We start from the raw sequence: 21789 nt of genomic DNA, 5'->3' as shown, positions 1-21789 counted from the left end.
CGGAAAAATGAAAAAAATAGAGAAGTTTGTTTTGATGAGTTCGGCTCTGCTGCTCGGCGGAACTGCCTGGGCAGAGGACTTTGGAGATTTCGGTGGATTTGGTGACGATGCATCAGACAGCACTGCTTCTAAACTTGAAGTAAGCGGCGGTGCAGATACAGAGCTTCGCGCGTATGTAGATGTTGATGAAGTTAAGGCTGATAATATTGAGCTGGATGTAATTCCTTCTGCAAACCTTGAATTGAAATACAGCGGAAACAAATCTGATGTTGAACTCAATTTGAAGATTGATGAATATACTATCAAAAATCATCCGGAAGATATAATCGACGAGGCAGTGCTTCGCGGACGCTTCGGAGATTATTTTACTCTTGAAGCCGGTAAGATGAAGGTTGTCTGGGGTAAGGGAGACAAACTCCACGTACTCGATAACTTTAATGCAGACGACTATTCAGATTTTATAATTCCAGATTATCTTGACCGTCGTATCAGTACACCAATGGTTCGCGGTGTTGTAAGCCTTCCAGTTGCTAATCTGAATCTTGAAGGAATTTATACACCGCTTCTTCCTGCAGACCGCTTTGCTACTGATGGACGCTGGACACCAGCACAGGTTATAGAAATGTCTGAAGGTCTTACAAAGCTTGCAAAGATACATCTCGCTTCAGCAATTGCTAATCTTGAAAATGCAAGACTTGAAGCTGCAACTGCATCTGCTCTGGAAGCACTGGGAACTTCGGAGGCAAATGCAAGTCTTACAGCTCTTGTTACACAGGCTTATGCAGATGGAAAGATTTCTGCTGATCCAACAAAGGTTGCCGCTTTGATGCAGGCTGGAAAAACTCAGCAGGAAGCAACAGTTCTTGTCCTCGCTGCAGCATATAAAGATTATCTCGAAGAAAATCTGACAGCAGCAAATACTGAATATACTCTTTGCCTTGCAAACGCAAATAATCTTTCTGCAAATCCTGATGTAATCTATCCAAACTTGTGGACACTTAAATACGGACAGTTCGGTGCGCGTGCTACCTGGACTCTTGGTCAGGTTGATATGGGTGTAAGCTATTACAACGGCTGGTACAAGCAGCCTTCTGTAAATGCTTCAAAAGTAAACAGCTTCCTTACAAGCTATCTTTCAGATGGTGCTGTTGATGAAGAGGAGAAGTTCCTTGCTTACGATAAAAAGCAGACTTTCGGACTCGAGGCTTCAACTGTACTCTGGCACTTCAATGTTCGCGGTGAGTTTGCCTACAACCTTACTGATGATATAGATGGAACTGATCCATGGGTACATAATAACTCAATTGCATGGCTTGGTGGCTTTGATATAGATCTTCCGTTCTGGAATGCTAACTTGAACGTTCAGGAAATCGGCTCGTTTGTTTTCCATGGAGATGAGTGTGATAAAAATGCACTTGATGTTGATTATGGTGTAAACGGATATACAAACAATAAGATTGTCTGCAATATCACAACATCATTCATGAATGACAAGATTGCTCCGGAAGTTACAGTAATGTACGGAATTGAAAATAAAGATCTCGTAGTAATGCCAAAACTTGCTTTCAATGCAGATCAGAACCTGACACTTACAGCCAGCGGTATGTATATCTGGTGTGGTGACGATAACAGCGAGTTCAAGTCTTGGGAAGATAACAGCTTCGTGAGTCTTGCAGCAAGTTATCAATTCTAACGATTTTTATATGGGGGATTTGAAAAATCCCCTTTTCATTTTTCTTTCCTAATATAACATTTTTTTAATAATTAAGTTGTGCTATAAAATTTTATGTGTTAAAGTAACAATATAATAAAAAAATTATAAAAAGAGGAAGGTAAAAATGAAAAAATTAAAAATCGGTTTATTAGGTCTGTTATTAACCAGTTTGTTAGTAACATCATGTAGCAACTTTAATGATTTCAGCAAAGAAGAAGCTGATGAGGTTGTTCCACAGGAAGTTGTAATTGGCGACGAGTTAATTTATGGCGAGAGTTTTTCTTTTCAGAATGTTTATGAAGCAATTCTTGGAGAATTAGAAGATACCGCAAGAACTTGTAGAAGTGCCAGAAGTGCTGATGGCGAAGAAGAACCATTTGAATTTGAAGATTCTGATTTAATTGAAATGGTGTATTTTTCTGTACATCCAACATCTTCAGACTCATTAAAATTAATTAATGAAAAAATGGGATATCTCAATCCTGTTGAACTTGATAAAGATATTCTTCAGGCCTGTGATGCAGAAAAACTTATCTTTACAAAAACTGATATATCAGATTCAGAAAATATAGAAGAATATATTAATTTTGATACAAAATACTATTATATAGTTGAAAAAGAAATGGCAGACAATCTGTCAGGTATTCTTGAAGGCTTTAACGTAATTGAAGAATTTGAGATGCTTACAGATGAAGCTCTTGGAAAAATTGCAGATGAATATCAGGATTATGTTGATCTGTATGGAGATGAAGCTGCCCGAGGTATTTTTTCAAAAATATGGAATGGAATAAAAACTGTTGCAAAAACTGTAGCGAATGCAATTACAACTGCTGCAAAAACAGTTGTAAATTTCCTTGTTAAACCTTATACAATTTCTGGTAAAGTTTATTACACCTATAATGGTATTCAAAAACCAGCATATGGAATAAATATACAGAATGTTGTACTTGGTGGAAAAAATCAGGATACAGATGTAAATGGTAGTTTTAATCTTGGTTCAAGAACTGATTCTGCAGGTTTGTGTTTCCTTTGGATTAATTATGAAAACAAAGCATGTAAATTGAGTAACTTTCTGGGACTTACAGCATCAACTTTAGTAAAAACAGCATTTCCATCATATCTCCAGAATGTAACAATTACATCAAGTTCAGATTATGCAAATGCAAAAATGGCTATTTGTAGCGATATGCTAAGTAGATATAATGATGAATCAAAAAGACATTCAAAAATTCCACAGGCTGTAGTGTGGACAACAGAATTTGGAAAAGGAACTTCATCTGCTCCTTCATTCCATGTTCGCGGATCGATTATTCTCCCAGATATCATTTTGACTGGCGTAACTGCAAATGAAAATGATAAAGCTATGGATAAACTTAATACTTTGCATCATGAATACACACATTTCCTTCAATGCGTTTATGCAGAAAATAAAAATAATTTCTGGGATAATGTTGTTTTGTCAGAAATTGGGTGTACAATTGCAACTGCTACAGTAGATTTAATTAATAAAATTTTTAATTCGAATCTAAGCACCGGATATACAGCTTCTTATAATTTTGAAAATCCATATGTATGTTTTGCCGAGAACTATGCTGAATGGTATTCTTTGGTAGGTTGTTATAGTAAAGGTGTTATTGGTAAATCTCTCTATTCAGGATACGGAACAGGTACATTCGTTACTACTGATACAACTTTTGATAACCAATTAATTTTTGCAAGAATTGTTACACTTTTGAATAATAATGGATATTCTAATTCAGCAGATATTATTGTATCTATTGTTGATCAATATAATGTTACAACTTTTAATGAGTTTTATGAAGCTTTAATAAAAGATTATCCTAACCTAAAAACAAAGATCAATGAAAAATTTCAGAATGATGAAATATATAAAGTGTGTGGAAATAAAATTGGTAATGTGATTATATATCAATAATCAAGGAAAAAAAGATGCTAAAAAAAGATAGTTTCATATTTATATTTACATGTTTAATTACATTCCTGCTCTGGGGGTGTAAAGATGTTTATTTGGATATGAACAATGTTAATTGTAAACTTGATAAAGACTCTTATGCAAAAAATGAGAATATTACCTTAACTTATTATGGATATTTTGAAGATAGTAATGATATTGGTGATCTTAGAATTGATTTTACTGTTTATAAATTAATTAATGGTGAAAATGATTTTGAGAATCTCACTGAAGTTGATTTTGAAAATCCAGAAAATATATCCAGTTTTAGTGAAGGTTTGTATTATGTAACTATAAAAGAAAATGAAGAGATGAGCAGTTTTAAAGATTCAATTGTATTTAGTATAAATGAATCTGGAGAATATGAATTGTTCGTTGCCATCGGTGGTTCAACATATAATCATCCCTATGGTGGAACACAGACTTTCTCATTTCCTATCACTATTACAGAATAAAAAAATCTGAATAAAAACCTCTTTCCCAATCTTTAAAAGACAGTTAAAATGGGGAAGAGGTTTTTGAATTGAATAACGAAAGAATTAAAGAAATTCTGCTGGACATTTCTCCATGTGAGATTGATTTTACGGTTACCCAGACAGGTAAAGAAAGCAAGAGAGTTAACGGCTTTTACAAACCAGATACACATGAAATCTTCCTTCATAATCTGAATTTTAAATCTGACAACATGCTGATTTATACAGCAGTACATGAATATACACATCATCTTTGTACTATAGAAAAGCAGGAAAATGACCCTAGTTACGGAAAAGCCTGCAAGGTTCATACTCAGGAATTCTGGGCAAAGTTTGGTGACCTTCTGAAAATAGCAGAAGAAAAAGGTTATTACTCAATCGGTTGGGAAAGCAACGAAGAACTCAAGGCTCTTACTCAGGATATTAAAGAAAACTATCTTGCAAAGAACGGCCAGCTCATGCAGGAATTCGGTAAAAAACTTGCCCGTGCTTTTGATCTTTGTCAGGAAGCAGATATCCGTTATGAAGATTATGTTGACCGTGTACTTTGTCTTCCACGTGGGGCCGCAAAGGATATCCGTAAGGTTGGTGCAGTAGAAGTAAATCCTGCAATCGGTTTTGAAAATATGAAAGTAGTTGCGAGTGTTCGTAAGAAGGATGCCCGTGCTGAAGTAGAACAAGAGTTCCTTGCCGGCGGAAAGAGCCCTTCATCTGTACGCGAAATGATGAAGCAGAAATCAGCTCAGGCAAATGGAACTGATCCTAAAACAAAACTTGAAAAAGAAAAATCACGACTTGAAAAAACAATTGCGCAGCTTACACAGCGCCTTGAATATGTGGAGGAGAGTCTTGCAAATATGTAAATCAAAAAGGACTGGAGCTCTGGCGGTCATGTTCATAACAGGAAGTTTACTTTTTGGACTGGATATGCCTGAAATGCCGGAGATGCCTTCTATGCCGACAGTTGGAGGTGGTTTTTATACGCCAAGTTTTCCGACAAGGCCGGGCAATAAGAAGACTCCTTCAGACTCAGAAAATTCAAATGAAAAATCAGAAATCGTACTTACAGAGGCCCTGACTCCGGAAAGTACACTTAATGCAGCTTTGTCTAAGGGTAATACTCTTACTGCTTATGATATTTCATCGCTTTATGATTCAGGACTTTTCAGTGATATTTCATCACTTTATTCCGGCGGATCAGCTTCGAACTATAATACTTCAACTTCTACCAACGTGGTACTTCAGCAGGTTTTGAATAGTCTGAATGAATTGAAAAAGCAGCAGCAGGGAGCAAGTGCAAAAGAAAAGAATGAGCTGCAGGCAGTTAAGACTGATGCAGAAACTTTTAAGCGCCGTGAACCATCAATCCTGCGTTTTAAAATAAATGGATATAATATTTCTGATTCACTTACAAAAGTGTTCTTCAGCGAAACAGAACCAGACGGAACTTTTCTTTTGACAGGAGACAGAAGATATTTTGTAAATCAGCAGGTTCGAACAGAAACTTTTTATCTGCTTTTTAAAACAATGAGTTCAAACGGCTCTTCCATTACCTATAAGGTTCAGCCAAGCATAGTTCAGGATTCAAAGAATGAAAATTCTTATGTATACAGACTTGCAAATATAAAAAATCTGGAAGCAGAAAAAACTGGAAATCTTGTAGTCATGCATTTTTCTGGAGATTCTCTTTCAGCAGATTTACTTTTGGATATAGATAGTAAATAGAATATGGTAGATTTAATTGATGGCTTAAAAAAATGTGGCATTCCGGAGTCTGCAGCAGAACCGCTTGCAGTAAAAATGGAAGCCTATATAAAAGAAATTATACTTTTCAATTCTGCGTATAATCTTACAAATACCAGTGACCGCGATGAACTTGTTGTAAGACATATTTTTGATTCTCTTGCAGCATGGCCGAAAATTATGTCGCTGGTTGAGTGTTCGCGAAGCGACTGTGACGAAACCACCACTGTTACTCTAGCCGACATTGGAAGCGGCGGTGGCCTTCCAGGCATTCCTCTTGCGGCAGCTTTTACCTGTGCTGGAATTGAAAATGTCCGCTTTGAGCTTGTTGAGCGTATGGAAAAACGCTGTGCCTTTCTTGAAAACTGCGCAGCAATTCTCGGACTCAAAAACGTAACAGTAATCAACAGCGAAGCAGAACGTATAGATCCGGAAGCTTATGATTTAATAACCTTCCGTGCCTTCCGCCCGCTTGATAAAAAAATGACAAAGACCTTACTGCGCATTGTAAAAGCAGGAGGTAAGCTTTGTGCTTATAAGGCAAAGGCTGCAAGTATAAAAGAAGAAATGAATGGAATTACCGCACTTGTTCCAGAGTACGAGGTTTTCCCGCTTGCAGTTCCAGGCCTTGAAGATTCGGAGAGAAATCTTGTAGTAATCACAAAATAGATGCCGAAAAAAAACGGCATGATATGAGGAGTTAATAATGAGCTTGATAAAGAAAGATAAAAACCGTACACCTGCACAGGTAGTAGTACAGGATGTAGTAAAAATCAAAAAAGGCGAGAGAGTTTTAATTATTGCAAACCCTGCAACTTCAGAAATTGCACAGGATTTATATTCAGCCAGCTGTGAAATCGGTGGTCAGACAACACTGATGTTCCAGCCGGACAAGACCAGCTTTGATAATGCGAATCCGGAAGTTCTCGCGGCTTTAGCTTCGCGTCCAGACGTTTATTTTTCAATTTCTAATATCAAACTTGGTAAAGATCCACAGGCTACAGCAAATCCATATGTTACAGAGGATGGTCAGAAGTTTACTCATATTGCAGATTATCTTATGGACGGTCTTAAGGTAATGCGTGGTGCCTGGACACCTGGAATCACCGTAGACATGATGAACCGCACTGCCGCCATCGATTACAAAGAACTTCAGAGCCGCTGTGCACGCCTTGATGAGCTTTTTAAGAATGCAGTAAGTGTTCATGTTAAAGCACCTGCGGGAACAGATCTCATAATTCCAATAAATGGCCGTGCCCTTATGTTTGATGACGGAGATTTCTCTAAGCCGGGAACTGGCGGAAACATTCCTGCCGGCGAGGTTTTTATCAGTCCTGTTGTGGGTGGAAGTCAGCTTAAGTCTGCAGACGGTAAAGTTCTTGAGCAGCAGAGCGATGGTTGTGAGGGTGTTATTGTTTACGATGGTTCAATGACATTTTCAGATGGAGATTCAATTATAGAAACTCCAATTACCTGTAAGGTTGAAAAAGGTTATGTAACAGATATTTCTGGTGGAGCAGAGGCTCGTCGTCTCCTTAAGACAGTTCTTGAAGCAGAGCTCCGTCCTTTCGTCCTTGAAAAAGAAGGTAAGCTTCCACAGGGACAGGCAGCAGTTTATAAAAAGAATGCACGCAATATCGGTGAACTTGGAATCGGTTTGAATCCTGCTGCTACAATTACTGGAAATATGCTCGAAGACGAAAAAGCTTTCCATACATGTCATTTCGCAATCGGAGAAAATTACGATAATGATGCACCAAGTTTAATTCATCTTGATGGAGTTGTGCGCGATCCGACAATTACTCTTACTTATGCTGACGGAACTTCACGCACAATTTTACAGGATGGTTCATTGCAGCTGGAGTAAAGCATGAGTAAAAAGAAAGACCGTAGAATTAAACGGTTGCAGTGGTTTCCAATCTGGCCAACTGTACTGCAGATGATATTTACTGAATTCGCAATTTTTGTATTTACGTCTTTCATTTGTATGTTAGCCGCTCTGGGAATCATAAATACTCTTATAATCAATAATGCACAGGAATGTCGTACCGTAGTAAAAGCTGTTGAGGAAAACTGGAAAAAAGATACTCCTGAACAGCTTGAGGAACGACTTTCCTATTATACAGAAACTTATAGAGATATAAACAAAATATATCTTGATAATCATAACAATGTGGTGAACTTATTGCCGCAATTAAAGCAGTACCTCGATGAAGAAACCCTGGAATTATTTGATACAGTTGGTGTGATTCATTTTATTGATAAAGATTACAATGATGATGACATTGAGTTTCATGTATCAACAGATAATGACAGGCCTTCTGATTTAATCCGGAATATAATTTTTTACAATCCGAAAAATCTTTTCAAGTTGATTCATGTTGAAAGATTTTTGCAGGACCGTGAATATATTTCCTGGGCAGCAAAAGAAAGTTTTGGACTTCATGTGATTTCTGTTTATCGCACCGATATTCCGAAAATCAACTTGTGCTTTAAAACTGTCTACAGACTGAATGAATTTCAGTTTACTCTGCTCGTAACAGTTTTATTTTTCTTTATTGTAGTTTTATTTGTCAGTACAATTTATGAGGTAACAAAACTTATTGATGCTGTTCACGAGCGTTCGCGTATCAATAAGCTTGTAACAACAGATACAATTACAGGCGGATATAATAAAGAATACTTTCTGCAGAAAGCAAAAAAAGAAATTTCACGCGGACACAGAAGTTATGCTGTTGTTCAGCTGCGTCTTGAAAAGTATAGAAATTACTGTACAGCTTATGGGCTTAAGCAGGGGGAAAATCTTCTTGAAGAAATCAATTCAACTCTTGTTCAGATGCTCATGAAAAAAGAGTTTGTCGCTCATGTTGAAAAATCTGATTTTGCTCTTCTTCTTAATTATCAGAATGATGAAGCTCTGGAAATCCGGATTCGAAATATGATGAATATTTTGCGTGAGCATAGGGGTGGACAGCATCTTACTTTCTCAGCTGGCGTTTGCCATGTTGTTGCACGCGATGAGGATATCGGGGTAATTATAACCTGTGCCGGACTTGCTATTCCAAAAACTGTAAAACTACAGGATGAAATTGTCTGGTTCAATGATTCCATGAAAGAAGAACAGGTTTGGGAACGTCGTATTGAAGATGACATGGAAAAGGCTCTGGAGAATCATGAGTTTCAGGTTTTCCTTCAGCCAAAATATTCAACAAAGAAAGAAGAACTTTCTGCAGCAGAAGCTCTGGTTCGCTGGATTCATCCTGTGTTAGGTTTTGTATCGCCTGGAAAGTTTATTCCGATTTTTGAAAGAAACGGTTTTATTCTTCAACTTGATGATTATATGCTTGATGCAGTTGCGCATTTACAGGCAGCCTGGATGAGTCAGGGGAAAAAGCTCGTTCCGATTTCTGTGAATGTTTCACGCGCCCATTTTGCAGAGGAAAATCTTGCTGAACACATCTGTTCGATTGTAGATAAGTTTAAGGTTCCTCATGAATATATCGAGCTTGAACTTACAGAAAGCGCCTTCTTTGATGATAAGGCTGTGTTGCTAACAACCGTTCGTAAGTTAAAAGGTTTTGGCTTTAAAGTTTCAATGGACGATTTTGGTGCAGGGTATTCTTCACTGAATTCTCTTAAGGAACTTCCTCTTGATATAATAAAACTTGATGCAGAATTTTTTAGAAGTGTAGATGATATTGAGCGTTCAAATCTTATTGTCGGCCAGACAATTTCACTTGCCAAAAAACTTGGAATGGAAATTGTTGCAGAGGGAATTGAAACTCGTGAACAGGTTGATTTTCTTGCAAAGCAGGATTGTGATCTTATTCAGGGTTTCTATTTTTCTAAACCTCTGCCGGTTGCAGAGTTTGAAGAACGTGCATATCCAAAGGAGTAAAATATATGTGTAAATATCTTAAAAAATCATTGTTAATAATTTCGTCCATTATGATTTTGAATTTTACAGCTTGTGCAAAATCAAAAAAATCAAATGAAGTACAAACGGAAGCTGCTGCACAGCCGGTACAGACAGTTGCAAATCCTGAAATAGAAAAATTAAACAAAGTTCTGCTTTCAATGACAGATCGTTGTAAGGCTGCTATTCCAAATGGAGATCCAGAAGAGTTTCTTGCAGATCTTCATAAAGTTTTGGATTCAATTGCAGATTTTAGTTCAGAGGATTTGAGTCCTTTTTATCTGATAGATAAAACTCATACAGTAAGCAGTACTTACGAGCCTAAGGGACTTATTCATCTTGAAAACTGCTCTGCATATAAGGTGAATAAAAATAATTTGAGTCTTCGCCCAGAAGCTTATAAAGCATTGGGAGAACTCGGAACCGCTGCAAAGGCAGATGGCGTTACACTTACAATCAGTTCAACATACCGTTCTTATGATTATCAGAAAAATCTTTTTGATTACTGGGTAAGTGTTGATGGTCTTGAAGAAGCTGAGCGTGAAAGCGCAAGACCGGGAACAAGTCAGCATCAGCTTGGAATGGCTTTGGATTTTGCTCCTGTTGATGATGCTTTTGATAAAACTCCGGGTGGAAAATGGGTTTACGAAAATGCCGCAAAATACGGCTGGTCACTCAGTTTTCCGCAGGGCTATGAAGATGTAACAGGATACCGTTGGGAATGCTGGCACTTCCGCTACATTGGTGTAACAGCGTGCCAGTTCCAGAAAAAGTGGTTCGGAGACGTTCAGCAATTCATGATAGAATTCCTGAACGCCTGGGAAATGTCATCCTGAACTTGATTCAGAATCTATCAGACGTGGATGTGAATGATTCGCTCCATGATAAACGATGCATCATCCTTCAGGTGCTTAGCGGCATCCTGAACGGAGTGAGTTCCGTCTTTCATTTCTGCAATACTCTTTAAGAGCAGTTCATTACCCGCATTCTGTTCATCCATAGAATTCTTAACTTCAAGCTGCTGGTCTTTTACTTCACCGGCAAGACTTACAACCGAATCAAATTCCTGCTGAACAGTACCTGCCTTTGAGTATGCATTATCAACCATCTGTTTAATATTCTTAAGAACTTCTCCAATCTGCTTTGCCTGACGACCTGAGTCTTCGGCAAGCTTTCGGATTTCATCTGCAACGACACTGAAGCCTGCACCGAATTCACCGGCATGAGCAGCCTCAATCGCAGCGTTCATAGCAAGAAGGTTTGTCTGGCTGGAAATCTGACCGATTACCTTACTCATTTCAACCAGCTGTTTAGATTCCTTTTCAATTTCACCAACAAGATTTGTTACTTCCTGAAGGTTTGTACGTCCAATTCCAGTTGCATTTTCAAGATCATTTACAATTACAAAGTTCTTATCAATGATTGTATAAATAGACTGAATTGCCTTAATCATCTGTTCAACGGCAGAAGAAGAATCAGAAACTGTAGTACTCATGTTTTCTGTAACATCAGAAAGGGAGATGATGTTGTTCTTTGCAACTTCAAGCATGGAAATACTTTCGCTGGTTACCTTTCTGATTGCAGCATTTAATTCTACTGTGTGATCTTCATTAGCCTTCTTAAGTACGTAGTGATGACAGTTCTGAACCTTGTTCTTTCCATTGAAAATTGCAAGAGCCATCTGTTCGCAGGAATTGTAACCACAGGCACCGCAGTTATAAATATCATCCTGAGAATGCTTTCCCATCTGTTCAAGAATTCTTCGTACTTCTTCGCGCGTTGGAAGTTTAAGCAGCGAATGGAAAACTGCGCTTCTGTCTGTATAAGCACGTTCATAAATACCAGGCTTCCAGTATGCATCAAGCTTTTTCTGAAGTGCTTTAATTGCCTTCTGTTTTTTATGGCCGCTTAAAGTGTGCAGTTGTTCGCGTCTTTCAATACAGCGTTTTTCTACATAAGATTCAATTTCATCAAGTGAGATATTATGATTTACAGTTCCGGCGCCACGGTTACAACCTTTTTCACAGTTCAGACAGTCAACAAGTTTGAAATATGGTTTTGAACCGTTAGCCATACATTCATCAAGATGCTCAAAATATTCAATAACGGCAGGGTGTCCTTCAATCTTACGGGTCTGGCGTGCAATTCCTGGAACAAGGCGTTCTGCAGTGAGCATGAGTCCGCCTGGAGTAGAGTAGCGTGTGCCACGTTCGGCAAGAGGGTTATCATAATCAACCTTAGGGAACTTTTCCAGATTGATATTGTTTTCTTCAAAATATGCAGAAAGTGATTTCATTGTTACGTTATAGTCACCACGGCCGTTTTCATCAAATTCACGGCGCTTTGCATAACAAGGCGAAATAACAACAATCTTATGATTCTTATACTCCTGATGGAAATGGCGGATAAATTCTACAGTATGAGCCATAGGACTGTCGCCCTTGGCAAGATACTGAATAAGATTTGGTCTGTAAGTTTCGATAAAAGCAACAAGGGCTGGACAAGGTTGAGCAATCATTAAAGGTGGATTTTCCCTTGTCATCTGCTCAACGTAGGTTTTAGTTGTGAGCTCTGCACCAAATGAAACATCAAAGATGGCTTGTACGCCAATAGATTTGAGCCAGCCATTTAATTCAAGGTCATGGCCTTTAAAGTTTACGGCTACAGCAGGTGCAACAATTGCAACAAATGGTGTGCCGTTTTTAAGCTCATTAAAGAATGCTGCTGTATCATCTATTCCGGTTCGGGCTCCGTGTGTACAGGCTTCAATACATGCACCGCAGCCGATACATAAATCATGGTTTAAGGTAACATAATCACCTGAACCATCATTACAAAGCTTTACCGGACATACTGAAATACAGCGATGACAGTTACAACACTTTTCGCTATCAACGTTAATTACAGGACTAAAATGCAGTCCATCAGCATTCATGCTATCCATAAACTATAAAACTCTCCTTCCCCTCACTTAACTGTAAGCATTTAATTTTAACATACAAATCTTAATTTACAAACAAAAACTTGTTAAATAGGTATTTTTTCTGATATACTCCCATTCATGAAATCTTGTGAAAAATTAGATGTTCGTTTGATTGCATTGGACCTGGATGATACTCTTTTAAATGATAACCGTGAAATAACAGATATGACGGTTGAGGCTCTTCGCGAATGTGCTGAGCGCGGAATTTATGTTGTGCTTTGTTCAGGCCGCGCAGAAGATGCAATTCTTCCTTTTGTGAGAAGACTTGAAATTGCCGGAAAAGAAGCTGGACGTTTTTTGATTGCCATAAACGGCTGTTCAATTTTTGATCTGCATAAACGTCAACAGATTTTCTGCCGTAAAGTTGAAGCTGATATTCTGACCCGCACTAATGAAGTTGCAGAGGCACGCGGGCTTCGCAGTGAAGTTTATACACCTGATACAATCTACTATCGTGAAGAAACAAAATGGACTAAACTTGATGTTGACCTGTGCGGACTTAAAGGCGCAAAGGTTGAAGATTATGATGAATTCCTTAAGCGCGGTTTTACAAAAATGCTCGTTCCTGGAGAACCTTCAGAACTTCTTGAACTGCAGAGTGAGCTTCGCGCTGAGTTTGGAGAACGCGCCGTAATCTTTACAAGTAAGCCGTACTTCCTTGAAATCCTTCCACCGAACTGCGGAAAGGGAGAAGCTGTAAGCTGGCTTGCAAATGAACTAGGCTTTGGAATGGACAAGGTGATGGGCTTTGGCGACAGTATGAATGATGAAAGCCTTATCCGCATGGCAGGTTACGGTGTCGCAATGTGCAATGGGCTTGAGGAAATGAAAAAGGTCGCCCGCTTTGTTACAGACTTAGACAATAATCACGACGGTGTCGGCGATTTTATAAAGAAGCACGTATTATAACGTCATCCCGAATTTGATTCGGGATCTATTTATAAAGCTCGGGTGTGATTCCGAGTGACTTCATTAACTCCGGTGGTTGAGAAGGAGACGCTGTATCTAAAACACCGGCTTTTTTTATCGCCCGGATTAAAATATTCTTCGGCGTATGTTCCATATCAATAAACTCGAGCATCTGAACTTTGTAACCCTGCTGCTCCAGCCATTCACCGCGAAGGGCGTCTGTAACAAGAGAACTGAATTTTTCCCTTATGATTCCCCATTTTAATAACGGCTCAAATTCTGCTGGAACTTCGCCTGCTGTACCGCCTGCTTTTCCGCGAGTTTGAAGCTGTGTATTTATCTGATGCTGACAGCACGGCACACTAAGAATTGCACGGGCACCGCGTTCTACGGCATATTTCAAAGCAAAATCAGTTGCTGTATCGCAGGCATGAAGTGTGATTACAATGTCAGGACTGTGAGAGCCGGAATAATCAGCAATGTTTCCTGTGTGGAAAATAAGTCCTTTAAGTTCAAGTTTTTGCGCCATGTCATTACAGTATTTAATAACTTCTTCTTTCAAATCGAGACCTTCAATTTCGCATGGAATGTGGCGGATCTCTGTAAGAAAATAATGAACAGCAAAAGTCAGGTAAGATTTTCCGCACCCAAAATCTGCAATGCGAAGCGGTTCTCCGTCCTTGGTTTTATCAGCAAATTCCGGAAGAATATCATCAATGAATTCCAGAAATCGGTTTATCTGCCGGAACTTATCATGGCGTGAAGAAATCACCTTGCCTTCATCATTCATAATTCCAAGCAGTACAAGGAATGGAACAGGCGCCCCTTCCGGCAGCAGGTAATTTTTCTTTTTTGCAGGTAATACTTTGAGTGGAGTTGAAGTAACATTTATTGTCTTCCTCAGCTCTGTAATCTTTCCCTTTTTATTTGTAAGCAGAGTAATCTCTTCGTTCTCAGTTCGCTTTACACAGTTCTTAAAAGTAGTGCCCACATTAGCATCCAGAAACTCCGAAAGCTCCGCCTCTGTCATTTTGTTATGGAATACCTGTGTTTTAGTGAACATTTCTTCCTGATACAATGCCCCGTCCGCCGTATTCACGAGTTTAAACTTAATTTTCTGATATGGCCTGCCAAGCTTCTTTTCGATGTCTCCAGCCGGTTTTGACAATGTAACACTAAGTATCATTTTTTTTACCCCGTAAGTTTTATAAAACGTACACATAGGACTTTTGCATTATAAAGAACTAAAGAAAAGTTTGGCGCGAGGGAGCAGATTTGTAGGGCAAAAAGACTTTGTTTGTGGCTGCCGCGGGAGCGGCAGTATAATAGTTTCTATACCACAAACAACGTCTAGCGCATTATTGCGCGTTTTTGTCCTATAAATATGCGACCGGGAGCCAAAGTTCACGGTTTGTTTGTTTGTTTATTTATAATGTGTAAGCCTCTGTTTTTCGAGTTCACAAATAATTAAACAGTATACTAATTATTTAAAAAATGATACATTGTGTTATATGGGAAAGTGTATTGTGTTTGTAAACCAGAAGGGTGGTGTCGGCAAAACTACTTCTGCAATAAATATTGGTGCATATATCGCACTCGCAGGTAAAAAGGTTCTTCTTGTTGATTTTGACTCACAGGGAAATATGTCTAGTGGTGTAGGAGTTTCAAAAGACAAGCCTACTATTTATGAGCTTCTTGCCGGTCAGGTAGAAGGTGAAAAGGCTGTTAAGAAAACTCCTGTTGAAAATCTTGATGCAATCAGTGCTTCAATTGACCTTTCGGGTGTTGCAATAGAGCTTGCAGACCAGGAAGACCGCGAATTCTATCTTAAGAATGCGCTTGAACCACTTAAGGCTATTTATGATTATATTCTGATAGACTGTCCACCTTCCCTTGGTATTCTTACACTTAACGGCCTTGCAGCCGCTGATTCAGTACTCGTTCCTATGCAGTGTGAATATTTTGCCCTTGAAGGAATCACACTTCTTTTGCAGACCGTTCAGAAGGTTCAGAAAGGAATTAATCCTGACCTTAAGATCGGTGGTATTTTCTTTACTATGTATGATTCACGTACACGTCTTGCCCAGGATGTTGTAATGCAGGTTAAGTCATATTTCAAGGATGTAGTTTTCAATACAATTATTCCTAGAAATGTACGACTTTCAGAAGCTCCTTCACATGGACTTCCTATCTGTAAATACGATCCTGAGTGTGTAGGTGCCCGCAGTTATGCAAAACTTGCAGAAGAGGTGATTCGCCGTGGCTAAAAATGCATTAGGAAAAGGTCTTGGTGCACTGCTGGGTGAGAATCCTGCAGCGCAGGAAGAAGTTGCCGTTTCTACAGGTGCTGTAACTAACGGAGGACTTCATAACACAACTCTTAAAAGAACAAAACTTCCTGCTGCCATTAAGATGGAAGAAGACGGAAGTATGTGGCTGGATCCTGCACTCCTTAAGCCTAATCCAAAACAGCCTCGAATTGAATTTAATCAGAAACAACTTGATGAACTTTGCGAATCAATAAAATCAAACGGAATCCTTCAGCCAATTATTGTTGAAGATGCCGGAGACGGAAGTTTTTATATTATTGCCGGTGAACGTCGTACACGTGCCGCAAGAATGGCAGGACTTACAAAAGTTCCTGTTCAACTCCGTAAGTTTGATGAACAGCAGAAACTCGAAATGGCACTCATTGAAAATATTCAGCGTGCCGACCTTAATCCAATAGAAGAAGCTACAGCATATTATAATCTTATTCAGATGGGAGACCTTAATCAGGAAGAAGTTGCAAAGCGTGTAGGTAAAGCCCGTGCAACGGTTGCAAACGCTATCCGCCTTTTGAAGCTACCTGAGGATATTCAGCATGCGCTTGTAAATGGTCAGATTACTTCTGGTCATGCCCGTGCTCTCCTTATGGTAAAGAACGATGCAGATATGCGCGTTATGTTTGCTAAGATTGTAGGAAACGGACTTTCTGTACGCGAAGCAGAAGCTCTCGCCGACACCTATAACGGCGGTGGCCGCGCTGCTGCAAAGAAAGACGATGATAAAAAGGTTCAGAAAAAAGATCCTGATGTACTTGCATTTGAGCAGGAGCTCAGAAATATTTTTGGAACCCGTGACGTCAGCCTCAAGGGCGACATTAACAAAGGTTTCATCATAATCGGCTTTGATAATAAAAAGGACTTCGATAGAATCTACGAAGTCCTGATGTCTAAGAAAGCTTAATTTAACCCAAGGAAGGCCTTACAGCACTCATACATCTGGCTGATGTCTTCCTTGCTGGTGATTTCCCATGGTGCGTGCATGCTCAAGACTGCAACGCCGCCGTCCAATACATTCATTCCATATTTTGCTGCGTGGTAGGCAATTGTTCCGCCACCACCCTGATCAACTTTTCCAAGTTCTGCCATCTGATAAGTTACGTTAGAGTCGTACATAGCGGCACGGACCTTAGCAATGAACTCTGGGTTTGCATCGCTTGCTCCAGACTTACCGCGGCTTCCAGTATATTTCTGGAATGTAACTCCGCCACCGAGCATACTTGTGTTATCTTTATCAAAAAGATTTGCATTCATTGGATCGTAAGCAGCATTTACATCACTTGAAAGCATGTAACTGTTTTCAAGGCAGCGTCTTAAAGTAAGCTCACTGTAAGATGCTTCTGTACGTGCAACAATTTCAGCAGTCATATTTTCAAAAAGATTAGAAGCCATACCAGTAGCACCAACGCTTCCGATTTCTTCCTTGTCTACACAAAGACAGCAGGTAGTTCTTTTTCCTGCATGAATCTCAAGCATAGCGGCAACGGAAGCGTAAGCACATGAACGGTCATCCTGTCCATATCCAAGAATCATAGAACGGTCGAGTCCCATATCGCGGGCTTTTCCGGCTGGAACAATTTCAAGTTCAGCAGATTCAAAATCTTTTTCTTCGATGCCGTACATTTCTTTCAAAAGTGCAAGTACAGTCTTTTTGCTTTTTTCTTTAAGTTCTTTCTTTTCTTCTTTTGTAAGATTGTCAGTGTTGCTTGGAGAAACTGAGCCCATAATTACATCAAGGTCTTCGCCCTTAATAAAGTCACTGGCCTTTTCCTTCATCTGATCCTGAGCAAGGTGTGGCAAAATGTCAGAAATACAGAAAACAGGTTCGTCCTGATTCTCGCCGATTACAACATTTACAGATTTTCCGTCTTTCTTTACAACAACACCGTGAATGGCCAGAGGAATAGTTGTCCACTGATATTTTTTAATACCGCCATAGTAATGAGTGTTCATGTAAGTAATGCAATCTTTCTCGTAGAAAGGATTCTGCTTTGCATCGAGGCGAGGGGAATCAATATGTGCACAGAGAATATTCATTCCCTTTTCAACAGGTTCAAAGCCAATTTCAAAAAGTCCAACGGCTTTGTTCATCTTTGTTATATAAACTTTATCGCCAGGTGTAAGCTTTTTGAATTTTGTAATGTTTTTATAGCCCTTTTTTTCGGCCATTTTGATGATCTGCTCAACGCATTCTCTCTCTGTCTTTCCGTTGTTTAAAAAATTCTTGTAATCAACAATCAATTGTTCATTCATATAAATCTCCTAAATCTTTCCGACAGACTCTCTCTCGATTATTCCGCACTGAACAAAGCTCTGCTGTTGTTCTGAGTCATCCTCATTGTTAATCTGCTTCAAAATGAGTTCAGCAGATTTTCGGCCAATGTCATAGAGAGGAATTTCTACAGTAGTGAGGGCTGGCTTAAGATATCTCGACATAGTACGATTATCATAACCTGCTACAGAAATGTCTTTTCCTGGAACAAGTTTTTTTTCATAAAGATAGTCATATACGCCGGCAGCCATAAGATCATTAAAGCAGAAAACGGCAGTGTAATCAGAATCTTCAAGAAGCAGCTTTGCATTTTCATATCCGCTTGGAGTATCCCATGCAGCATACTTGATGTCAGAATCTTTAACAGGTAAAGCGTTTTCCTTCATGGCCTTTTTAAAGCCCTCAAGGCGTCGTCCAGTATGTATATTATTTTTAGTTCCTGCAATTACAGCAATTTTTTTGTGTCCGTTTTCAATAAGGTGCTTTGTGAGGTCGTAAGCAGCCTTCATATCATCAAATTCAACAGAAGAAATGCCCTTTTTTTCGGTAAAAGCATAAGAAATAACAAGAGGAACATTCAGATTGTCAGGGATACATGAAATACATCTTGCATGCCCTGCAACGTAGATAATTCCATCTACCTTAATTGACTCAAATTCATCAATTGCCTGCTGAACAGACTCTTCATAACCCTTATTGTGATACCATTTTGTTCCCCATTTTGAATAGAAACGGAGGTTTTCAAGAATAGCCTTGTATTTGTGTTCATCAAAATAGGACATAATGCCATCAATAATGCCGGGTGAACTGAATTCTGTAAGGTCGTCTATGATAATTCCAACCGAATTTGTTTTTGCGGCACGAAGTCCACGAGCCATGTAGTTAGGATGATAGCCTGTTTCCTTGATAATTTTTAAAACCCTTTCCTTGGTTTTTTCAGAAACATTTGATTTTCCGTTAAGAATATTTGAAACAGTAGTGATTGAAACGGAACATTTTTCCGCAATTTCTTTTAAGGTAACCATTTGCTACCATTATAGCGTTAAAAGTAGACAACTGTCAAAATGTAGGATAATATATATGATATGAAAAAGAAATTATCAGTCTTATTTTGTTTATTTATCGGCATTTCCCTTTATGCCCAGTCAGCAGATGTAATCACAGAGTTACTGGAATCAAAAGAAGCAACCTTCGGACAAGTTAGTTACCTTGCAGCTGTTCAGACAAATCTGATAGGCGAGCAGGATTCCTATGAGGCTGCGGTAAATGCTTTGTATGAAAAAGGTCTTATCCCTGTTTTAGAAGATCCAGAGGCTCCAATTCCTCTTGTTGATGTAGTTTATATTTATTCCAGACTCTGGCCAATCAATGGCGGCTTAATGTATCGCATTACAAAAGGCTCTCCCCGATATGTTTTTAAACAGTTTCAGGCAGATGGAATTTTGAATTCAAAGCAGGATCCTGGAGATTTTATTTCCGGTGCAAAAGCTTTAAGTATTTATTCATCTTGTGTAAATAAATACAGTGGCTTTGATATGGAAGCTGTTTCAATGGAGAGTGAGTAATATGAAAAAAATTATTCTGACAGTTCTTTTAGCCGTTTCATGTGCTTTTTCATCATTGGCAGCACTTTCATGGAGCGGAGTTATTGATAATACTTCAAAATTAAGTCTTGATGACAGTTTTAAGCCTACAGTTTTCAATCAGACAAATGGTATTTATTTGTCGCTTTCTTCAAAGTTAAATGAAGAAGGAACTTTAAGATTTGTAACAGAAGGTTTGTTTAAGGTAAATCCAATTATGGATTTAAACAATAACAAAACGACATTAAAGTTCATCGCTGATGTTGATTTGCTTAAATTATCTGGTGACTGGGCAGTTGGTTCTGGAAATCTTGCTTTGAGTGCCGGTCGTTTCCAGTTTTCAGATTTTTCTGGTGTAGTTTTTTCACAGGTAAGCGATGGTCTTTATCTTAATTACAAAACTGCAAAAATCAGAACTTCATTCTATGCCGGCTATACAGGACTTTTGAATGCATTGAATGTCTCAATGGTTGGTAACCAGCTTGATGCAGATGATAACTTCTATGCCCTTGGTCCAAAATATGTTCCGGTTTTAGCTGATTTTTCTTATAAAGGACTTTTTGGTTCAAATACTATCGGACTTCAGACAGCTTGTTTTATTCCGGTTTCAGATGAAAATAGTATGAAAGCATACGGAACTTTTATTCTTAATGGAAATTTTGGAAATGTAGGTTCTTATGATGCCCGCTTTACACTTGGAACAATCAAGTTTGAAGATTTTATGCTTAATGCAAAACTTGATGCAAACTTCTTTGTGAGCTCAACTGCTATGTTAACTGCCGGTGTTGAATATGTTTCTGGAAATCAGGGTAATATAAAAGCATTTAAAACAATAACTTCACGTACTTTTGGTTCTGGTTTATATAGTCCAAATGATAATGGAGTAATTATTCCAAAACTTGGCGTTATGTATTCAAACGGAAAGGTTTACGCAAGCCTTACCGAAAGAGGCATTATTGCAATGTCTGAAGATGAAACAAAGTTTGATGGACTTGATACTTCAGCAACAATTACTTACAAACTGTTCAGCGATGTTTTGCTTGGCTGTGATATTGGTGCTTATAATTGTTTTGATTCAAATGAGAATACAAAATATTACGCAACTATAAAAGCTTCTTTGGCGTTCTAAAAAAATACGGAGGAAGAATATGAGAAAAATTAAGTCTATAATAATAGCTGCAGTTCTTGTTGTTTTTGGAACCAGTGTTTTTGCAGAAGATGCTACTGTAACTTTTGTAAGCGGTAAGGTTGAAGTGCAGCGCGGTGGTAAATGGATTGCTCTTCAGAAGGGTGATAAAGTTGCCAAAGCTGAAACTATAAGTACAGGCTTTCAGTCAGAAGCTAAAATCAAGATTATTGATTCAGTAATGTATCTTGGTCCTGTAACAAGAATTACTCTTGAAGAGCTTTCTACTGCAAATCAGACAGACAATGTAAATGTTTATCTTAAAACTGGAACAACCCGTTCTCAGGTAAAGCATGTTGATAATAAGCGTGTGAATTATCAGGTTCATACAGCGGTTGCCGTTGCGTCTTGTCGTGGTACAGACTGGATTCTTGACGATTCAAATACCATTAAGGGACTTGGTGGAACTGTAGAGTATAATGATACGGAGAGTGCTTCAAGATCTGTTGGTGGTGTTCTTATTCAGGCTAATCAGACAGCTAAGCTTGATGACAATAATAATGTTACACCAACTGTTTCAAATGTTGTTTCTTCTGCAGAAGAGGTTAACTCAACTGCAGCTACTGCCGGTTCTCTCGAAGGTGAAGGTGGAGCAGGAGCTGGAACAGAAGTTGCTCCTTCAAATGGCGGAAACAACGGTGGTGGAGACACTCCAGAACCAACTGGAACTGTAGTTATCACAATAGAACTTCCGGAATAATTTTTTACTAGATA

At 38.7% G+C, this 21789-nt stretch carries 19 protein-coding genes; 15 read left to right on the top strand and 4 right to left on the bottom strand.

Annotated elements, in window-relative coordinates:
• The first annotated feature begins 7 nt into the window (after positions 1–7).
• The 9 genes from BMY21_RS03635 to BMY21_RS03595 all read left to right on the top strand — a co-directional run bounded on the left by BMY21_RS03635 (position 8) and on the right by BMY21_RS03595 (position 10654).
• Positions 8–1693, top strand: coding sequence for a hypothetical protein (locus BMY21_RS03635; protein WP_074641026.1), 1686 nt, complete (start codon positions 8–10; stop codon positions 1691–1693).
• A 145-nt stretch (positions 1694–1838) separates the two neighbouring features.
• The gene (locus BMY21_RS03630; RefSeq protein ID WP_074641024.1) at positions 1839–3650 is read left to right on the top strand and encodes a hypothetical protein; all 1812 of its coding nucleotides are present in this window, start codon (positions 1839–1841) and stop codon (positions 3648–3650) included.
• Between the two features lie 98 nt (positions 3651–3748).
• Positions 3749–4141 carry a hypothetical protein gene (locus BMY21_RS03625; protein ID WP_143064158.1) on the top strand — a complete coding sequence of 131 codons (393 nt, stop codon included), beginning with the start codon at positions 3749–3751 and terminating at the stop codon, positions 4139–4141.
• 68 nt (positions 4142–4209) lie between these two features.
• Complete coding sequence (locus BMY21_RS03620) at positions 4210–5022, top strand: hypothetical protein (RefSeq protein ID WP_074641021.1); 813 nt, start codon at positions 4210–4212, stop codon at positions 5020–5022.
• Between the two features lie 28 nt (positions 5023–5050).
• Positions 5051–5884 (top strand): hypothetical protein, encoded by an 834-nt coding sequence (locus tag BMY21_RS03615; RefSeq protein ID WP_074641019.1) that lies wholly within the window; start codon positions 5051–5053, stop codon positions 5882–5884.
• 3 nt (positions 5885–5887) lie between these two features.
• On the top strand, positions 5888–6571 hold the full coding sequence (gene rsmG, locus BMY21_RS03610; RefSeq protein ID WP_074641018.1) for a 16S rRNA (guanine(527)-N(7))-methyltransferase RsmG: 684 nt from the start codon (positions 5888–5890) through the stop codon (positions 6569–6571).
• Positions 6572–6608: 37 nt separating this feature from the next.
• Positions 6609–7769, top strand: a complete 1161-nt coding sequence (locus BMY21_RS03605; protein ID WP_074641016.1) for an aminopeptidase — start codon at positions 6609–6611, stop codon at positions 7767–7769.
• A 3-nt stretch (positions 7770–7772) separates the two neighbouring features.
• Complete coding sequence (locus tag BMY21_RS03600; protein ID WP_074641014.1) at positions 7773–9800, top strand: putative bifunctional diguanylate cyclase/phosphodiesterase; 2028 nt, start codon at positions 7773–7775, stop codon at positions 9798–9800.
• A 50-nt stretch (positions 9801–9850) separates the two neighbouring features.
• Positions 9851–10654: a M15 family metallopeptidase gene (locus BMY21_RS03595; RefSeq protein ID WP_083379745.1), complete on the top strand. Its 804-nt coding sequence runs from the start codon at positions 9851–9853 to the stop codon at positions 10652–10654.
• A gap of 17 nt (positions 10655–10671) precedes the next feature.
• Here BMY21_RS03595 and BMY21_RS03590 read toward each other — a convergent pair whose 3' ends face one another.
• Entirely contained in the window at positions 10672–12762 is a 2091-nt protein-coding gene (locus BMY21_RS03590) for a [Fe-Fe] hydrogenase large subunit C-terminal domain-containing protein (protein ID WP_083379663.1), read from the bottom strand.
• Between the two features lie 117 nt (positions 12763–12879).
• Between BMY21_RS03590 and BMY21_RS03585 the strand changes: the two genes are divergently transcribed.
• Positions 12880–13710 carry a Cof-type HAD-IIB family hydrolase gene (locus BMY21_RS03585; protein WP_074641009.1) on the top strand — a complete coding sequence of 277 codons (831 nt, stop codon included), beginning with the start codon at positions 12880–12882 and terminating at the stop codon, positions 13708–13710.
• A gap of 25 nt (positions 13711–13735) precedes the next feature.
• Here BMY21_RS03585 and BMY21_RS03580 read toward each other — a convergent pair whose 3' ends face one another.
• Positions 13736–14896 carry a class I SAM-dependent methyltransferase gene (locus tag BMY21_RS03580; RefSeq protein WP_074641006.1) on the bottom strand — a complete coding sequence of 387 codons (1161 nt, stop codon included), beginning with the start codon at positions 14894–14896 and terminating at the stop codon, positions 13736–13738.
• A 325-nt stretch (positions 14897–15221) separates the two neighbouring features.
• Between BMY21_RS03580 and BMY21_RS03575 the strand changes: the two genes are divergently transcribed.
• Complete coding sequence (locus BMY21_RS03575; RefSeq protein ID WP_074641004.1) at positions 15222–15977, top strand: ParA family protein; 756 nt, start codon at positions 15222–15224, stop codon at positions 15975–15977.
• Positions 15970–16938 (top strand): ParB/RepB/Spo0J family partition protein, encoded by a 969-nt coding sequence (locus BMY21_RS03570; protein WP_074641002.1) that lies wholly within the window; start codon positions 15970–15972, stop codon positions 16936–16938. The genes BMY21_RS03575 and BMY21_RS03570 overlap by 8 nt, the downstream gene beginning before the upstream one ends.
• Here the strand turns inward: BMY21_RS03570 and BMY21_RS03565 are convergent.
• Together BMY21_RS03565 and BMY21_RS03560 are read right to left on the bottom strand one after the other, a co-directional pair.
• Positions 16935–18287, bottom strand: a complete 1353-nt coding sequence (locus BMY21_RS03565; protein WP_074641001.1) for an aminopeptidase — start codon at positions 18285–18287, stop codon at positions 16935–16937. The two genes, BMY21_RS03570 and BMY21_RS03565, sit on opposite strands and share 4 nt — an antisense overlap.
• Positions 18288–18296: 9 nt before the next feature.
• On the bottom strand, positions 18297–19331 hold the full coding sequence (locus BMY21_RS03560) for a LacI family DNA-binding transcriptional regulator (protein WP_074640999.1): 1035 nt from the start codon (positions 19329–19331) through the stop codon (positions 18297–18299).
• Between the two features lie 60 nt (positions 19332–19391).
• Between BMY21_RS03560 and BMY21_RS03555 the strand changes: the two genes are divergently transcribed.
• From BMY21_RS03555 to BMY21_RS03545, 3 genes are read left to right on the top strand one after another with little or no spacing between them, the layout of a single operon-like run.
• Positions 19392–19871: a hypothetical protein gene (locus BMY21_RS03555; protein ID WP_074640997.1), complete on the top strand. Its 480-nt coding sequence runs from the start codon at positions 19392–19394 to the stop codon at positions 19869–19871.
• 1 nt (position 19872) lies between these two features.
• Positions 19873–21018, top strand: a complete 1146-nt coding sequence (locus BMY21_RS03550; RefSeq protein ID WP_074640995.1) for a hypothetical protein — start codon at positions 19873–19875, stop codon at positions 21016–21018.
• 19 nt (positions 21019–21037) lie between these two features.
• Positions 21038–21775, top strand: a complete 738-nt coding sequence (locus tag BMY21_RS03545) for a FecR family protein (RefSeq protein ID WP_074640994.1) — start codon at positions 21038–21040, stop codon at positions 21773–21775.
• Positions 21776–21789: the final 14 nt, after the last annotated feature.

This window comes from Treponema bryantii (assembly GCF_900111035.1).
Classification (GTDB): domain Bacteria; phylum Spirochaetota; class Spirochaetia; order Treponematales; family Treponemataceae; genus Treponema_D; species Treponema_D bryantii_C.
The sequence above is the reverse complement of the archived record's forward strand: the minus strand, read 5'-3'. Positions and strand labels throughout refer to the sequence as shown.

Excerpts from the sequence above, each read along its gene's own strand:
- BMY21_RS03585 (WP_074641009.1), top strand. The coding sequence starts at position 12,880 with ATGAAATCTTGTGAAAAATTAGATGTTCGTTTGATTGCATTGGACCTG.
- BMY21_RS03630 (WP_074641024.1), top strand. The coding sequence starts at position 1,839 with ATGAAAAAATTAAAAATCGGTTTATTAGGTCTGTTATTAACCAGTTTG.
- rsmG (WP_074641018.1), top strand. The coding sequence starts at position 5,888 with ATGGTAGATTTAATTGATGGCTTAAAAAAATGTGGCATTCCGGAGTCT.
- BMY21_RS03545 (WP_074640994.1), top strand. The coding sequence starts at position 21,038 with ATGAGAAAAATTAAGTCTATAATAATAGCTGCAGTTCTTGTTGTTTTT.
- BMY21_RS03590 (WP_083379663.1), bottom strand. The coding sequence starts at position 12,762 with ATGGATAGCATGAATGCTGATGGACTGCATTTTAGTCCTGTAATTAAC.
- BMY21_RS03580 (WP_074641006.1), bottom strand. The coding sequence starts at position 14,896 with ATGATACTTAGTGTTACATTGTCAAAACCGGCTGGAGACATCGAAAAG.
- BMY21_RS03555 (WP_074640997.1), top strand. The coding sequence starts at position 19,392 with ATGAAAAAGAAATTATCAGTCTTATTTTGTTTATTTATCGGCATTTCC.
- BMY21_RS03600 (WP_074641014.1), top strand. The coding sequence starts at position 7,773 with ATGAGTAAAAAGAAAGACCGTAGAATTAAACGGTTGCAGTGGTTTCCA.
- BMY21_RS03565 (WP_074641001.1), bottom strand. The coding sequence starts at position 18,287 with ATGAATGAACAATTGATTGTTGATTACAAGAATTTTTTAAACAACGGA.
- BMY21_RS03575 (WP_074641004.1), top strand. The coding sequence starts at position 15,222 with ATGGGAAAGTGTATTGTGTTTGTAAACCAGAAGGGTGGTGTCGGCAAA.
- BMY21_RS03605 (WP_074641016.1), top strand. The coding sequence starts at position 6,609 with ATGAGCTTGATAAAGAAAGATAAAAACCGTACACCTGCACAGGTAGTA.
- BMY21_RS03595 (WP_083379745.1), top strand. The coding sequence starts at position 9,851 with ATGATTTTGAATTTTACAGCTTGTGCAAAATCAAAAAAATCAAATGAA.
- BMY21_RS03625 (WP_143064158.1), top strand. The coding sequence starts at position 3,749 with ATGAACAATGTTAATTGTAAACTTGATAAAGACTCTTATGCAAAAAAT.
- BMY21_RS03560 (WP_074640999.1), bottom strand. The coding sequence starts at position 19,331 with ATGGTTACCTTAAAAGAAATTGCGGAAAAATGTTCCGTTTCAATCACT.
- BMY21_RS03615 (WP_074641019.1), top strand. The coding sequence starts at position 5,051 with ATGTTCATAACAGGAAGTTTACTTTTTGGACTGGATATGCCTGAAATG.
- BMY21_RS03550 (WP_074640995.1), top strand. The coding sequence starts at position 19,873 with ATGAAAAAAATTATTCTGACAGTTCTTTTAGCCGTTTCATGTGCTTTT.
- BMY21_RS03635 (WP_074641026.1), top strand. The coding sequence starts at position 8 with ATGAAAAAAATAGAGAAGTTTGTTTTGATGAGTTCGGCTCTGCTGCTC.